Genomic DNA, 14,830 nt, shown 5'->3' with positions numbered 1-14,830 from the left:
CGGCCTTGCGCTGGGTGGCCGCGAGCGCCTCCTGATTTTTCTGCTCGGCCTCCATCTGTTCCATGCGGAACAGATTGTCCTTGAAGGTACGCGCCGCGCGGGCGTTGTCGCCAACCTCGTCGCCGCGCTCGGTAAAGGGAATCTCGACCGCCTTGTTGCCGTTGGCGAGTTCCAGCAGCACGTCGCCGATGCGGCGGATCGGGCGGGCGATGTTCATCACCGAGAACATCGCTGAGCCGATCAGCACCAGCACGACGAGCACGCCGACGACCAGCGCGATGGTTGCGACCTGGTCCAATTCGGCGAGCAACTGGGTCTGACGTTTGGTCGAATACTCGGTGCCCACCTCGACGGCCTTGCCGATCCGGGCGCGGATCTCATTGGCTGTGGCAAACACGCCTCCGTTGAGAACGCGAACTTTCGCGTCCTCGGCCTTGAGGGTGTCGCCCGCCTCGGTCCTGAATTGATCGGCGATGACGGCGAGTTGGTCGATTGCGGCCTGGATGTCGTTTTCGCTCGCGAACGTGCGCGCGCGCTTCAGCGCGGCGATGACCTGGTCCGCGCGGCTGGCGGAGAGCTCCTTTTGCTTCGGGTCGGCATTCGCCGCGAATCGCCAGCCAGCGGCGCGAGCGGCGTGCAATGCCGCATCAGCCTCCCGCAGATTGACTTCGACGGCGAGACGGTTGGGCGATCCGATGAGGCTCGGCGAGGCCAGAAGCTCGTCGAGCCCCCGGCTCCATGCCTCGGCGGACAGATTGGTCTTGGCGAATCCGGCAAGGACGGTCGCGCGGGCGGCCATCAAATCGTTTCCGGCGGTCAGCGATTTCTCGACGAACGTCCTGATCTCGCGGTACATCGCCCTGGCCACCTCGCGCTGTGCCCGTTGCGCGGCGGCGTCGATTTCGGTCCCGGCCTGCGCGAGATTGGTCCGCAGGGCGGCCGCGCTCCTGTCCAGCCGATCCGCCGAAGGCGCGCCGCTGATGTCCAGCGCGGCAAGCTCCGCGCGCAGGATCGCTGACTCGGCGGCCTGGGCGTTTTCCTTGTTGTCGGTGTTGATGAGGACCATTCTGCTTAGAACGGCAATCGATTGATTGCCCATCAGCTGGCTGACAAGCATGCCGGCGACCAAGACGACGCCGAGGCCGGCCGTCAGACCGAGCTTGGTGCCGATTCGAAAATTGAAACGCGCCATCGTGTTTTGCTTCCCCCGCATCCGAGAAGCAGTTGGCGGCGTAAAGCTAAATTAAGGATGAAATCAAATACCAGTACAACTACAGGCAGTATCGGCAAAACCCGGCCGGACGCGAAGAAGATGCGCCCGAGCGCAGCTTCTTGCATCCGCAATTCCCGGAAAGGGCGATCAGCGCGTCACCACAACCTTGGTTCCGACCGACACCCGCTGGTAGAGGTCGGTGATGTCGGGGTTCAACATGCGGATGCAGCCATAGGACACGAAGCCGCCGACCGAGTTCGGCACGTTGGTGCCGTGGATGGCGTATTCGCCGCCGGCAAGCGTCATGGCCGCGACCCCCATCGGGTTCTGCGGCGAGCCGCCGGGGATCACGTCCGGGATGTTCGGCTTGTCGTGCTTTACTTCCGCCGGAGGCGACCAGGCCGGGTTGCGGTATTTGCCGTCGATCCGGGTCTCACCGGCCCATTGCTTGCCCGATTTGCCGACGCCGACGGGATAGCGCATGGCGTGTTCCTCATCGAGAATGAGATAAAGACGCCGTTCGCTGGTCCTCACCACGATCGTTCCGGGCGAATATTCAGCTGCGTGAATACCGACCACTTCCGGCCGGGCCTCAGCCATTCCGGTCGTCAGCAGCATCGCCCCGACGGTGGCGGCCATCGCCGCCAAAAGCCTTTTCGACATTGATCCCTCTCCGCTGTCGTCTCACGCGCCCGTGCAGCGACAAGTTCGTTCATGTTCCCGCCAAATGCCGGTCTGGGTGCGCATTTGTAGCCGCACGTTCACCAGATGGTTTCCATGCTGGCCTTCAAACTCGTTCAGCGGAGGAAAGAAAAGAAAATATTGGCCCCAAAGTAAATGACTTGAAAACAACACCTGCGGGTAAACCGCCGCGCCCGCGCCATAGTTCCGGCGATCGGCGATCAGCCCATCGAATTGACGCCGACACGCGGACGCAGCGCGGGCCGGCGTCCGGGGAGTGGCGATTCTGCCCGCCAGCCTTATGCCGACTTCTCCTTCTTGTTCTGGCGGTGCTGAACGAGATCGTCGACCACGGCTGGATCGGCCAGGGTCGAGGTGTCGCCGAGGCTACCCGGCTCGTCCTCGGCGATCTTGCGCAGGATGCGGCGCATGATCTTGCCGGAGCGGGTTTTGGGCAGTCCCGGCGCGAACTGGATCTGATCGGGTGAGGCGATCGGCCCGATATCCTTGCGCACCCACGCGACCAGCTCCTTGCGCAGCTCCTCGGTCGGCTGGACGCCTTCCATCAGCGTCACATAGGCGTAGATGCCCTGGCCCTTGATGTCGTGTGGATAGCCCACCACAGCGGCCTCCGAGACCTGGGCATGCGCGACCAGCGAGCTTTCGACCTCGGCGGTGCCCATGCGGTGGCCGGAGACGTTGATGACGTCGTCGACCCGGCCGGTGATCCAGTAATAGCCGTCGGCGTCGCGCCGGCAGCCGTCGCCGGTGAAATATTTGCCCTTGTAGGTCGAGAAGTAGGTCTGTTCGAACCGGGCGTGATCGCCATAGACGGTCCGCATCTGGCCGGGCCAGGATTTGACGATGCAGAGATTGCCGGTGGCCTCGCCTTCCAGCGTCTTGCCCTCGGCATCGACGATCTCCGGCACCACGCCGAAGAACGGCTGCGTCGCCGAGCCGGGTTTCAATTTGGTCGCGCCCGGCAGCGGCGTGATCAGGATGCCGCCGGTCTCGGTCTGCCACCAGGTATCGACGATCGGGCAGCGGTCCTCGCCGACGACGCGATGATACCATTCCCAGGCTTCCGGATTGATCGGCTCGCCGACCGAGCCGAGCAGCCTGAGACTCTTGCGCGAGGTCCTCTTCACCGGCTCGTCGCCGGACTGCATCAGTGCGCGGATCGCGGTCGGCGCGGTGTAGAAGATGTTGACCTGGTGCTTGTCGATCACATTCCAGAAACGAGAATTGTCCGGATAATTCGGCACGCCCTCGAACATCAGCGTGGTCGCGCCGTTGGCCAGCGGGCCGTAGAGAATATAGCTGTGGCCGGTGACCCAGCCGACATCGGCGGTGCACCAGTAGATGTCGCCGTCGTGATAGTCGAACACATATTGATGCGTCATCGAGGCGAACACGAGATAGCCGCCCGAGCTGTGCAGCACGCCCTTCGGCTGGCCGGTCGAGCCTGACGTATAGAGGATGAACAGCGGATCCTCGGCGTGCATGTGCTCGGCCGGGCATTCCGTCGTCACCATCTGCGCCGCCTCGTGGTACCAGAGGTCGCGCGACGGCTTCATGTCGACCTTGCCGCCGGTGCGCTTGACCACCACGACCCAGTCGACGCCTTCGACCTTGGCCAGCGCTGCATCGACATTGGCCTTCAGCGGCACCTTCTTGCCGCCGCGCAGGCCCTCGTCGGCGGTGATGACCAGCTTGGACTGACAGTCGTTGATGCGCTGGGCCAGGCTGTCGGGCGAGAAGCCGGCGAACACCACCGAATGGATGGCGCCGATCCGGGCGCAGGCCAGCATCGCATAGGCGGCTTCCGGGATCATCGGCAGATAAATAGTGACGCGGTCGCCCTTCTTGACGTTGCGGGTACGCAGGATGTTGGCCATCCTGCAGACTTCGTCATGCAGCTGCCGATAGGTGATGTGCTTCGACTGCGAGGGATCATCGCCCTCCCAGATGATCGCGGTCTGGTCGCCACGCTGATGGAGATGCCGGTCGATGCAGTTGTGGGCGACGTTGAGCACGCCGTCCTCGAACCATTTGATCGAGATGTTGCCGGGTGCAAACGACGTGTTTTCGATCTTGTGCGGGAATTTCATCCACTCTAGGCGCTTGGCCTGTTCCGCCCAGAAGGCGTTCGGGTCCGCGATCGAACGGTCGTACATCTCGCGATATTTGGCCTGATCGACCCAGGCGCGTTTGGCCCATTCGGCCGGCACGTCATAAATCTTCTCGGACATTTTCACCCTCCACCATGCGGCCAGTGAGCGCTGACACTGCAAACCGTCTTCGTTGTTATGTCGATTATGCGTCTTCCCGCAGGGGGCCGACAAGCGGCACGAGTAAAACCTTCGACGGTCAGCCCGACCATGCGCAGGATCAAACGGCCTCTTGGGACGCGGCGGCTCCCCCGGATACCAGTTCAGCCGCCCCCCGCCTCGGCTTGCATCAAGGTTAGCGGGCGAATGGCTCCCATGAAAGGTATCCTGAGACCGGTACGCCGCTTCTGCGGACTCGCAATGCGGAACATAACCCCCTAAATGCCTCCCCCGGGGGCCAATGGCCTCTCGGAACCAAAGGCCGAAAGCCGGCTTGAGTTGACAGGACCCGGAGCAGGGCGTCTAAAGCCATGATGGATCAGCAGAATTTCGAGGCTGCGCGGCGCGCTTCGGCGGATCCTGAGATCGCTTTGGCAAAAGCACTCGGGCAATGGCCCAAATCGCCCGCGGCAAAGCTCAAGATCAGCGCCAAGCTGGGCAAACCAGGCCCGATTCACGCTTCGGTCGAGTCTCTCGCCAGCGAAGTCGGCTTGAAGCTCGGCGACCAGAACCAGCTGACCATCCGCCGCATCAAGCGCGGCAAGGGTTATTCCTTCGTGCGCGCCAACGGCGCGCATATTCGCGATGCCCGCACCATCCGCCGCCTCCATGCGATGGCCGTGCCGCCGGCCTACGCCGAGGTGCGCTATTCGCCCGATCCCAGCTCGCATCTACAGGCGGTCGGCCGCGATGCCGCCGGACGGCTGCAATACCGGTATCACGCCGACTGGGAGAAGGTCCGCGAGCATCGCAAGGCTCATCGTCTGGCGAAGCTGGTCGCCGCACTGCCGAAGATCCGCCGCAACGTCTCGGCGCATCTGTCGAGCGAACGGCTCACCCGCGAATTCGCGCTGTCCGCGGTAATCGAGCTGATCGCGCGCACCGCGATTCGGCCTGGCAACGAGTCCTATACGCGGCTGAACGGCACCCGCGGCGCCACCACGCTGTTGAAGTCCAATGTGACGCTGGAAGACGATTGTGTCGTGCTGACCTTCAAGGCCAAGGGCGGCAAGGCCGTGCGCAAGGAATGCAATGCGGCCAAGCTGGTGCGGGCGATCGGCATTTTGCGATCCGTACCGGGAAAGCGCATGTTCCAGTACCGCGACGGCTTCGGCACAGTGCGCGCGGTTTCGACCGCGCAGGTCAACGCGTTCCTGCGCGAGATCGCGGGGATCAAGATTTCGCTGAAGGATTTTCGTACCCTGATGGCCTCGGCGGTGGTGCTGGAATCGCTGTCGCGGATTTCGCCGGCGGCGAGTGCCCGCGGCCGCAAGAAGCAGGTGCTGGAGGCGGTTCGCGCCGCCGCCGATCATCTCTCCAACACACCGGCGATCTGCCGCAAGAGCTATGTTCACGACACCATCGTCACCGCGTTCGAGGACGGCATCCTCGAGCGCTTCGCCGCGACCATGAAGGGCTACCGCTCGCAGTCGAAGCGCGAAGCGCTGCTGGCGCAGGTGGTGATGGCGGCGGCGGTGTAGCGACGGCAACGGGCAGAACCGGCGGCGCGGTCCCCGATTCGGATCTTGGAATGGCCATTTGACGAAGCGTCATTGCGAACCGATCCGTTGGCTCGCCGTGACGGAGCTATCCGGCTTTGAACATCATCGTGCGGGACAGCTACGCTACACTTTCCAGATACGCCTCTTCGGCGGCCGCCACGGCGTCGGGCGTGCCGACATGCATCCACACGCCATCGAGCCGGAGTCCATACAGCCGATCCTGCTCCTCAGCCGCATCGAACAGTTTTGTCAGCGAAAACTCGCCCGCCGGCGCGCCCTTGAAGATCGATGGCGACAGGATCGCGGCGCCTGCATAGACGAATGGGACCACCTGATGTTCGCGCCGCTTGCGCAGCAGGCCATCCGGCAGCATGGCGTAATCGCCGCGCCCGCCATAGCCGATGCTGTCCGCGGTCGGCGCCATCAGGAGCAAAATGTCCATGCGCGCGGGATCGAAGGTTTCCGCCAGCCGCGTGAGATTGCACCGCACGCCATCGATCCACAGCGTGTCCGAATTGACGTGGAAGAACGGCGTCGTGCCGAGCAAAGGCAGCGCCTTGACGACGCCGCCACCGGTGCCGAGCACCTGGTCGCGCTCGTCCGAGACGATCACGTGCGGACGGGTGCGGGAGGCGACATGCGCGATGATCTGCTCTCCGAGGTAATGCACATTGACCACGGCCTCAGTCACGCCGGCGGCGGCAAGCTTGTCGAGCGCGTGATCAAGCAACGGGCGCCCCGCGACCTGCACCAGCGGCTTCGGCAGATGATCCGTCAACGGCCGCATGCGCAGGCCGAAGCCTGCAGCGAGGACCATGGCTTTGCTGGGTCGGACGGACATCTCGAGAACTTTTCGAACACTATTCCTGTCGCGAATCATATCACGCCGACCGGATCGGCGACATGGTCGACGACGCCATAGTCATCGGACATGACGGCCATACGACGGCGATGAAGGATCTGGCGCTGGCGATCCAGGGTCAGGCCTCCGCCCCGGTTCGCCGCGCCGGCTGCTTCTTCTTCTTGTCGCCCTGCCTGAGGAAGCTGACGCCGATCTGGTCGCCATTGACCCAGGACAATTCGCAGCGCCGATAGGCGAGCCCGGTGGACGACAGTAGCAGGAAAAATTCCTTCAGATGCAGGCCCTCGACCGAGCCGTCGACGGTGAGTTTCGCGCCGGTCTCGGAGACGTCATCCATGACGCAGTCGCGCCGCCAGGTGCCGTCGATGCCCATCATGTGCGCGGGGATGCCGCGCTCGAATGTGACGCGGTCACCCTTGCGTCGTTCGCTCGCCATATCCCGCTCCAACCCTCTCCCGCTTCAGCCGTTTCAGCCGCGCGGCAGACTAGGGAGGGTCGGCTAACAACCGGTAAATCTACGGGCCCGATGGCGGGACACAGGGGGCGGGACCGATGGTTGAAGCGCCCTATGGTGGAGGGACGTGGGCCCCATACCAGGCGCGCACCGGCGACAGGGCCGGGTGTGCCAGCGAGCGGATGAGATAAGTCCAGATCCGGGGCTGGTGACGCAGATATTGTGGTTTGCCGTCGCGCCGGTTGAGACGCGCGAAGGTGCCGAGCAGTCGCGTGTTGCGCTGCGCCGACATCAGCGCGTAGAGCGCGGCGAAGCTGGCCGGATCGAAGGCGTCGCAGGCCTCGCGCCGCGCCTTGATGTAGCGCGTCAGGAGCGCAAGCTCGAGTGCCTCCGGGACATCGATCCGGGCGTCCTGCAACAGCGACACCAGGTCGTAAGCGGCCGGCCCGATCACGGCATCCTGGAAATCGATGATGCCGACCCGTGCGAGGCCGCTGCGTGCGCCGAGCCAGATCAGGTTGGGGGAATGAAAATCCCGCAACACCCAGGTTTTCGCTGTCGCCCAAGCCGTCTGCAGCAGATCGCGCCACATCCCGGCAAATTCGGTCAGCAGCGCCTCGCTCAACGGGGCGCCGCGGTCCGGCAGATACCATTCCGCCATCAGGCCGACCTCCACCAGCATCGCCTCGGTGTCGAAGGCCGGAATGACATAATCGACATCCGCCACCAGCGGCAGCCGGTCCGGCAGGGGCTCGCGGTGCAGCATCGCCAGCAGCTCGGTCGCGGCCTCGTACCGCTCGGGAATCGGTTGCGGCGGCTCGCCTTCGACCATGGCGGCGCTGCCGAAATCCTCGGTGATCAGGAAGCCGGCCTCGAGATCGGCATGATGGATGGCGGGCGCCGAGAAACCATGGGCACGCAGGCCGTTGGCGATCGCCACGAAGGGCTTTACGTCCTCGGCCAGATGCACCGCCGCGCTATACGACTTGCCGTCATAGATCGCGGGCCCATCCGGCCGCTTCGGCGAGTTCATCAGGATGAAAGCGCCGTCGTCACGCATCAGCCGCGCATAGGACCGGATCGAGGCGTCGCCGGCCATGCGCCGCCGCCTGGCATCGGCAAAGCCGGCGTCGGCCAGAAACTGCCGCAGCGCTTTCAATCGCTCGACCAGGTGGGCAGCTCTGCCGTAACCGGCGATCGCGGCCGACCGTGCGTTCGGACCGAGCTCCGGGCAATGATCGAAAGCGATGTCGATGCGGTCGCCGCCGAGCGCGTCCTGCGCCCGTTCCGGCCATTCGATCAACGCCACCGTGGCCTCGGGCAGCGGTGCGAGCCCGATCTCGTCGAGTTCGGAAGGGTCCCCGATCCGATAGAGGTCGGCGTGGACCAACGCAAAGGATGGAAGGTCGTAGCTCTGGACCAGCGTGAAGGTCGGGCTCGGCACCTCCAGTGCATCGTCGTCGGCGAGATAGCGGATCATCGCCCGCGCCGCCGCAGTCTTGCCCGCGCCGAGCTCGCCCGACAACGTAATGACGTCGCCGGGACCGATCAGGAGGGCGAGGTCGGTCATTAGATTGGCGGTCGCCGCCTCGTTCGGCAGCGCCACCTGGAATGTCGAGGGAGAGATCATTCCGCGGCGTTACGATGCAGGGCCTGGTCGACCGGGAAATCGCAGGTAACGGTCGTGCCCTTGCCGACCACCGAATCGACGCGGACCTTGCCGCCATGCAGCTCGACAAAGGACCGCACCAGCGAGAGGCCGAGCCCGGCGCCGCGATGCCGCGATCCCTGCGAGTGGCTCTCGAACCAGTCGAACACCTTGTCCTTGACGTCGGGGGAAATACCCGGACCGGAATCGGTCACGGTGAAGACCACGCTCCGCTCGGTCCGCCGCGCGCTGACGACGACGGTCTCATCCTGCGGCGAGAACCCGACCGCGTTGGCGAGCAGATTGTAGAGCACCTGCACCACGCGCCGTTCGTCGCCGGTGAAGCTGCCGATGCTGGGATCGACGTCGACCTTGAGGCGGATGCGGTCGGTGGCGAGCCGGTCCTGGATGCCCTCGGCCGCGGCCGCGATCGCCTTTCCGATATCGACCGGCCCGAGCTCGAGCTTCATCGCGCCGGCGTCGATGGTGGCGAGGTCGAGGATGTTGTTGGTGAGCGCGAGCAGCGCGTTGGTCGATTTGGTGACGTAGTCGAGATATTCGGCCTGCTTCGTGGTCAACGGACCGGTCGAGGGATCGCTCAAAAAATGCGCGAAGCCGATGATCGTGGTCAGCGGCGCGCGCAATTCGTAGGACACGTGGTGGACGAAGTCGATCTTCATCTGGCCGGCGGCCTCGAGCGCCTCGTTGCTCTCGCGCAGTGCCCGCTCGACATTCTCGGTGTCGGTGATGTCCTGGAAGGTCAGCATGGTGGCGCCGTCGGGCAGCGGCCGGCTCATGCAGTCGAGCACGCTGCCGTCCCTGCGCTCCAGCTTCAGCGGCACGTCGTTGCGGTTCTCGATCCCGGTGATCGCCTCGCGGATGGTGCGCCAGGCCGTGGGATCGTCGAGCAGCGGCTTGCACCAGGCCGCCACCGTGTCGATATGCGGCTCCTCGCGCAGCGCCTCCGGCGACAGCTTCCACATCCTGGCGAAAGCCGGGTTGAATAATTGCGCCCGGCCGTTGCTGCCGAACACCGCGACGCCTTCGGCGAGGCTGTCGAGCGTCTCCCGCTGCACCCGGATCAGGCCGTCGAACCGCCGCGCCAGATCGAGGCTTTCGGTAACGTCGTCGAACAGATAGGTCACGCCGCCTTCCGGATTGGGCGTGGTGACGACGCTGAGCGCGCGGCCGTCGGGCAGGTACCAGGTGTCCTTGGCGGGCTCGATCGCCCGGTAGGCCTCGTGCAGTTTTGCCTTCCAGCCGCGAAAGTCCGATTGCTCGGGCAGCTTGCGCGCCGCGCGCAGCCGGTCGAGCACGCTGGAATCGTCGGGGGCGGCGTCAAGGAAGGCAGGCTCGAGGTCCCACAGCCGGCGATAGGAGTCGTTGTAGAAGGCAAGATGCCGCTGGCCGTCGAATACCGCGACCCCGGACGACAATTGATCGAGGGTGCGGCGATGAGCGTCCGCCATGCGGACCAGCGCCGCGCTGAGCGCATCGGCCTCACTGGCGTCGATGGCGATGCCCATGCTGCCGCTTCCGACGTTCATGGCGTGCACGTCATAGATTCGCCGCTCGCCGTGCACGACGACCGGCAGCCGCGCCGTGAAGGCGGGTGCAGCGCCGAGGGCGCGCTCCATGTCGGCACGGTCGCTCGAATCGAGCAATTCGAGCTTGCGGTCGATCGCGTCCGCCGCGCTGCCGGCCTCGGTGGCGCGGGCATAGGCCTCGTTGGCGTAGCTGAGCCCAGAGCCTTGGCCATCCTTGGCTTGCTTGGCCCAGATCGGCCAGGGAGCGGCGGCGACGAAGCCGCGCAGCATGTCGGTTTCCTCCATCAGCGCCTTCAGCCGCAGATTGGCTTCCGCCAGCTCCCGCCGCAATCCCGAAAGTTCGCGAATCCGGACAATGGCCTGGCCGCCGATCGCGCGGCCCATCGCCTCGATGGCATGGCCGTTGGCGGTCGTGAGGTTGAGCAGGAAACCCTCGCCGGTCTCGCGCAGGGCGTCGACCGCGTGATCGAGCTGCAGCGCCGGCTCCGGTGGCAACCAGGTTCCAAAGGCCAGGATGCGCTGCGGCAAATCCTGCGCCGGTAGCAGGATGTCGCCGGAGATCACCGGGCGGTTGCTGCCGGCAGCCCAGGCGATCAGGATTTGCGGCTCGGCGAACAGCAGCGCCCGGTAGCGGTCGGCCTGGATCTGCAGGTCGGCGATGACGAAGCGCAGCCGCGCCTCGTTGCGCGCGGCGCGCACCCGGCTGCGCATCAACAGGATCGCGGCCATGACGGAAAAGCCGAGCAATGCCAATGCGGTGGTCAGGATCGCGATTTCCTGGCGGCTGAAGTCGACGAGCCCCGCGGCGGCGCCCAACAGCGGCGTGTCACGGTCAGCGCGGGCCGGACCGGCTGATGTCAATGTGGCGAGGGCGAACGCCATCAAGCTGCTGCGTGCCAGTGATGTGCACGACAGCAGCGTCCGACGCATCGCCGCGACTACGCCCGACATGGTTTGCCCCGAAACCGCATGATTTAGCGCCCGGCTGAGATGCCCACCGCGCGAATCGAGAAACAATATCGCCAAGCGGACCGGAGGGGTAAGAGTCCAGACCGTGAACGTGAAGCCCGCTGGGGAAAAAACCGGAACAAGGCAGCAGAATCAAGCTCGATGGCAAGCCTAATGCCAAGCCTGTCGCAAAGTCTGATCCGCAATTTTACGGGCCGATCCGGCAAAACTAGCGGCCGGTCGAGCCGAAGCCGCCGCTGCCGCGATCGGTCGCCGACAACGCGGTCGCGACCACGAGTTCGGCGCGAACCGTCGCGGCGATCACCATCTGCGCGATGCGCTCGCCGCGCCGGATCGTAAATGGCTCGGTCCCATGGTTGATCAGGAGTACGCCGATCTCGCCGCGGTAATCGGCGTCCACCGTACCCGGCGCGTTCAGCACCGTGACGCCGAACTTGGCGGCGAGCCCGGAACGCGGCCTGACCTGCGCCTCATGGCCTGGCGGCAGCGCGATGCTCAGTCCGGTCGGCACCTGCGCGTGCCGACCCGGCGCCAGCACCAGCGGGGCATCCTCGGCAACCGCAGCCAGAAGATCGAGACCGGCGGAGTGCGCGCTCTGATAGGCCGGCAGGGGCAGGCCGATGCCATGCGGCAACTGCCGGATCTCGATCCGGATCGCGGAACTCATGCGGGTTTTCCTCTGCTGGCGGCCAGGCTGTGGACGATCTGCGCCACCAGCTCGATCGCGACCTGCTCCTTGGTCATCACGGGCCAGGAACAGACCGCGATCTCGGTGCCGTCGCGCCGCAACAGGTGCACGGTGTTGCGGTCGCCGCCCATCACCCCGGTCGCAGGTGAGACGTCGTTGGCGACGATCCAGTCGCAGCCCTTGCGCCTCAGCTTGGCCTTGGCGTTGTCGATCAGATGCTCGGTCTCCGCGGCAAAGCCGATGACCAGCGGCGGACGCTGCCCGGTCCGATGCGCAATGGTGGCCAGGATGTCGGGGTTCTCGACCAGCGCGAGCGTTGGCAGGGCGGCGTCGGTCTTCTTCAGCTTCTGCTCGCCTACATTGGCGACGCGCCAATCGGCGACGGCGGCGGCGAAGATCGCGACGTCTGCCGGCAGCGCAGCTTCCACCTGCTGCAGCATGTCGCGCGCCGATTCCACATGCACGACCGACACGCCGGCGGGATCGTCGAGCTCGACCGGCCCCGAGATCAGCGTGACGTCGGCGCCGGCCGCCTCCGCCGCGGCTGCGATGGCAAAACCCTGTTTGCCCGAAGAGCGGTTGGCGATGTAGCGCACCGGATCGATCGGCTCATGGGTCGGTCCCGCGGTGACCAGCACGCGCCGTCCCGCCAGCGGACGCGGCTTCGCCGGACGCAGGATCCGTTCGGCGGCGGCGGCGATTTCCAATGGCTCCGCCATCCGGCCGATGCCGGCTTCGCCCGCTTCCGCCATCTCGCCGGCATTGGGTCCGACCAAGGCCGCCCCATCGCGCGCGAGCTGTGCGACATTGCGGCGGGTCGCAGCATGGCTCCACATCATCGGATTCATCGCTGGCGCCAACAGGATCGGTCGGCTCGCGGCCAGCAGGATGGCGCTGGCGAGGTCATCGGCATGGCCGTTCGCCATCTTGGCCATCAGGTCCGCGGTCGCCGGCGCCACAACGATCAGGTCGCAGTCGCGCGCCAGCCGGATATGACCGGCATCGAACTCGCTGTCGGGATCGAACAGATCGGTATAGGCGCGCTCGCCGGACAGCGCGCCGGCCGAAAGCGGAGTGACGAATTGCTGCGCGGCCTTGGTCAGCACTGCGCGGACGCGGATGTGACGGTCCTTCAGGCGCCGGATCAGGTCCAGCGCCTTGTAGGCGGCAATTCCGCCGCCGATGATCAGAGTGACGCGGACCTCGCCGGCGCTGCCGATTCCGCCATGTTGATTCAGTGCCGACGGCTGCGCGGCGGGCAATCCGGCGGCGCGGTCCGGTCCGCCCTGCAGCGTTTCGCGCAGGATGAGGCGGACTTCCTCCTCGACCGAATGGCCGTTATGGGCCGAGCGCATCCGCAAGCAGGCTTTGATGGCCTCGTCGAGTTTGCGGATGGTCAGGCTTGCCATGGCCGGCTCCAGGAAGCGGTGCAGGCAGTGCTAGCAGGAAGGTGATTGCATTGCAATCACAGCCGCCGGACGGCGATCAAAATCCCGATGAAGGTGGCGGCGATGATCCAGAGCGCGACGGTGCGCCAGCGGTTCTTCTTGCCCTCGCTGCGGCCCATCGCCGCGATGGTTTCGGGCGACAGCATCAAGCCGTCCCGGGTGATGGTCTCCAGCTGTTCGAGCACGGTGACGGTGCGGGCCGCGATGTCGGGCAGCCCGGTCAATAGCCGGGCGAGCTCGCCCACGCCGATCACCGCGCCCTGGATGCGGCCGAGTGGTCCGAGATTGAGCTCGATCCATTCGCGCACCACGGGTTCCGCGGTCTTCCAGATGTCGAGCCTGGGGTCGAAGCCCCGCGCCACGCCCTCGACCACCACCATGGTCTTCTGCAACAGGATCAGTTCCGGCCGGGTCCGCATGTCGAACAGCGCGGTCACCTCGAGCAGCAGCGTCAACAACTTCGCCATCGAGATGTCCTCGGCGATGCGGTTGTGGATCGGCTCGCCGATGGCGCGTAGCGCCTGCGCGAAATTCTCCACCGAATGATGCGGCGGCACATAGCCGGCCTCGAAATGCACTTCCGCGACCCGGCGGTAATTCCGGGTGATGAAGCCGAGCAGGATTTCCGCGAGGAAGCGGCGCTCCTTCATGCCGAGCCGGCCCATGATGCCGAAATCGACCGCGACCAGCCGGCCGGCATCGTCCAGGAACAGATTGCCCGGATGCATGTCGGCATGGAAGAAGCCGTCACGCAGCGCATGGCGCAGGAAGCTCTGGATCAGCTTGCGGCCGAGGTCGGGCAGGTCGACTTGCGCCTGCTTGAGCCGGACGTGATCGCTGAGCGCGATGCCGTCGATCCATTCCATGGTCAGCACGTTATGCGAGGTGCGGTCCCAGTCGATCGTCGGCACGCGGAAGTCCGGATCGTCGCGGGTGTTTTCCGCCATCTCGGACAGCGCGGCGGCTTCCAGCCGCAGATCCATCTCCATCGCGACCGAGCGCGACATCGTATTGATGATCTCGACCAGCCGCAGTCTCCGCGCTTCCGCCGAATGAGCCTCGGCCTTGTGGGCGACGAAGAAGAAGTCGGAGAGATCACGGCGGAAGCGTGAGCCGACATTGGGGCGCAACACCTTGACCGCGACCTTGTGGCGCACGCCGCCGCGCTCGACCTCGCCGCGATGCACCTGCGCGATCGAGGCCGCGGCGACGGCAGGCCCAAGGCTGACAAAGGCCTCGGTGACCGGACGCTCCAGCGAGCCCTCGATCACGGCCTTGGCTTCCTCCTGCGCAAACGGCGGCAGCCGGTCCTGCAGGCTTTCCAGGTCGCGTGCCATGAAGACCCCGACCACGTCGGGCCGGGTGGCGAGAAACTGGCCGAGCTTGAGATAGGCCGGACCCATCCGCTCCAGCGCGCGCGACAGCCGCGGGCCGGATTTCGCGCCGGGGCGCTCGACGATCCGCGCGAGCTTCAGCGCGAGCTGGGCG

At 65.5% G+C, this 14,830-nt stretch carries 10 protein-coding genes and 1 pseudogene; 1 reads left to right on the top strand and 10 read right to left on the bottom strand.

From position 1 onward, the window contains the following. The 3 genes and pseudogenes from WCB02_RS06760 to acs all read right to left on the bottom strand — a co-directional run. A pseudogene (locus WCB02_RS06760) lies at positions 1–1,192 on the bottom strand (methyl-accepting chemotaxis protein); the annotation flags it as partial. A 168-nt stretch (positions 1,193–1,360) separates the two neighbouring features. Continuing rightward, on the bottom strand, positions 1,361–1,876 hold the full coding sequence (locus tag WCB02_RS06755) for a L,D-transpeptidase (protein ID WP_423957061.1): 516 nt from the start codon (positions 1,874–1,876) through the stop codon (positions 1,361–1,363). 317 nt (positions 1,877–2,193) lie between these two features. Then, entirely contained in the window at positions 2,194–4,146 is a 1,953-nt protein-coding gene (gene acs / locus WCB02_RS06750) for an acetate--CoA ligase (RefSeq protein WP_423957060.1), read from the bottom strand. A gap of 389 nt (positions 4,147–4,535) precedes the next feature. Between acs and WCB02_RS06745 the strand changes: the two genes are divergently transcribed. Continuing rightward, positions 4,536–5,705, top strand: coding sequence for a DNA topoisomerase IB (locus tag WCB02_RS06745; protein ID WP_423957059.1), 1,170 nt, complete (start codon positions 4,536–4,538; stop codon positions 5,703–5,705). 139 nt (positions 5,706–5,844) lie between these two features. Here WCB02_RS06745 and WCB02_RS06740 read toward each other — a convergent pair whose 3' ends face one another. From WCB02_RS06740 to ubiB, 7 genes are all read right to left on the bottom strand, one after another. Then, complete coding sequence (locus tag WCB02_RS06740) at positions 5,845–6,567, bottom strand: nucleotidyltransferase family protein (RefSeq protein ID WP_423957058.1); 723 nt, start codon at positions 6,565–6,567, stop codon at positions 5,845–5,847. Positions 6,568–6,706: 139 nt separating this feature from the next. Beyond that, complete coding sequence (locus tag WCB02_RS06735; RefSeq protein ID WP_423957057.1) at positions 6,707–7,024, bottom strand: PilZ domain-containing protein; 318 nt, start codon at positions 7,022–7,024, stop codon at positions 6,707–6,709. A gap of 130 nt (positions 7,025–7,154) precedes the next feature. After that, positions 7,155–8,672 (bottom strand): tRNA (adenosine(37)-N6)-threonylcarbamoyltransferase complex ATPase subunit type 1 TsaE, encoded by a 1,518-nt coding sequence (tsaE, locus tag WCB02_RS06730; protein WP_423957056.1) that lies wholly within the window; start codon positions 8,670–8,672, stop codon positions 7,155–7,157. Then, positions 8,669–11,188 (bottom strand): ATP-binding protein, encoded by a 2,520-nt coding sequence (locus WCB02_RS06725; protein ID WP_423957055.1) that lies wholly within the window; start codon positions 11,186–11,188, stop codon positions 8,669–8,671. The genes tsaE and WCB02_RS06725 overlap by 4 nt, the downstream gene beginning before the upstream one ends. Before the next feature lie 226 nt (positions 11,189–11,414). Beyond that, positions 11,415–11,873, bottom strand: a complete 459-nt coding sequence (gene dut / locus WCB02_RS06720) for a dUTP diphosphatase (RefSeq protein ID WP_423957054.1) — start codon at positions 11,871–11,873, stop codon at positions 11,415–11,417. Continuing rightward, on the bottom strand, positions 11,870–13,303 hold the full coding sequence (coaBC, locus tag WCB02_RS06715; RefSeq protein WP_423957053.1) for a bifunctional phosphopantothenoylcysteine decarboxylase/phosphopantothenate--cysteine ligase CoaBC: 1,434 nt from the start codon (positions 13,301–13,303) through the stop codon (positions 11,870–11,872). Before coaBC ends, dut begins: the two co-directional genes overlap by 4 nt. 56 nt (positions 13,304–13,359) lie before the next feature. Continuing rightward, the coding region (ubiB, locus tag WCB02_RS06710) for a 2-polyprenylphenol 6-hydroxylase (protein ID WP_423957052.1) at positions 13,360–14,830 on the bottom strand (1,471 nt) is incomplete at its 5' end.

This window comes from Bradyrhizobium sp. (assembly GCF_049581145.1).
In the GTDB taxonomy this organism is placed as follows: domain Bacteria; phylum Pseudomonadota; class Alphaproteobacteria; order Rhizobiales; family Xanthobacteraceae; genus Bradyrhizobium.
This window is presented reverse-complemented; position numbering and strand designations above follow the sequence as displayed.

Bases quoted from the DNA above. Each gene is read 5' to 3' on its own strand.
- WCB02_RS06755 (WP_423957061.1), bottom strand. From the start codon at position 1,876: ATGTCGAAAAGGCTTTTGGCGGCGATGGCCGCCACCGTCGGGGCGATG.
- acs (WP_423957060.1), bottom strand. From the start codon at position 4,146: ATGTCCGAGAAGATTTATGACGTGCCGGCCGAATGGGCCAAACGCGCC.
- WCB02_RS06745 (WP_423957059.1), top strand. From the start codon at position 4,536: ATGATGGATCAGCAGAATTTCGAGGCTGCGCGGCGCGCTTCGGCGGAT.
- WCB02_RS06740 (WP_423957058.1), bottom strand. From the start codon at position 6,567: ATGTCCGTCCGACCCAGCAAAGCCATGGTCCTCGCTGCAGGCTTCGGC.
- WCB02_RS06735 (WP_423957057.1), bottom strand. From the start codon at position 7,024: ATGGCGAGCGAACGACGCAAGGGTGACCGCGTCACATTCGAGCGCGGC.
- tsaE (WP_423957056.1), bottom strand. From the start codon at position 8,672: ATGATCTCTCCCTCGACATTCCAGGTGGCGCTGCCGAACGAGGCGGCG.
- WCB02_RS06725 (WP_423957055.1), bottom strand. From the start codon at position 11,188: ATGTCGGGCGTAGTCGCGGCGATGCGTCGGACGCTGCTGTCGTGCACA.
- dut (WP_423957054.1), bottom strand. From the start codon at position 11,873: ATGAGTTCCGCGATCCGGATCGAGATCCGGCAGTTGCCGCATGGCATC.
- coaBC (WP_423957053.1), bottom strand. From the start codon at position 13,303: ATGGCAAGCCTGACCATCCGCAAACTCGACGAGGCCATCAAAGCCTGC.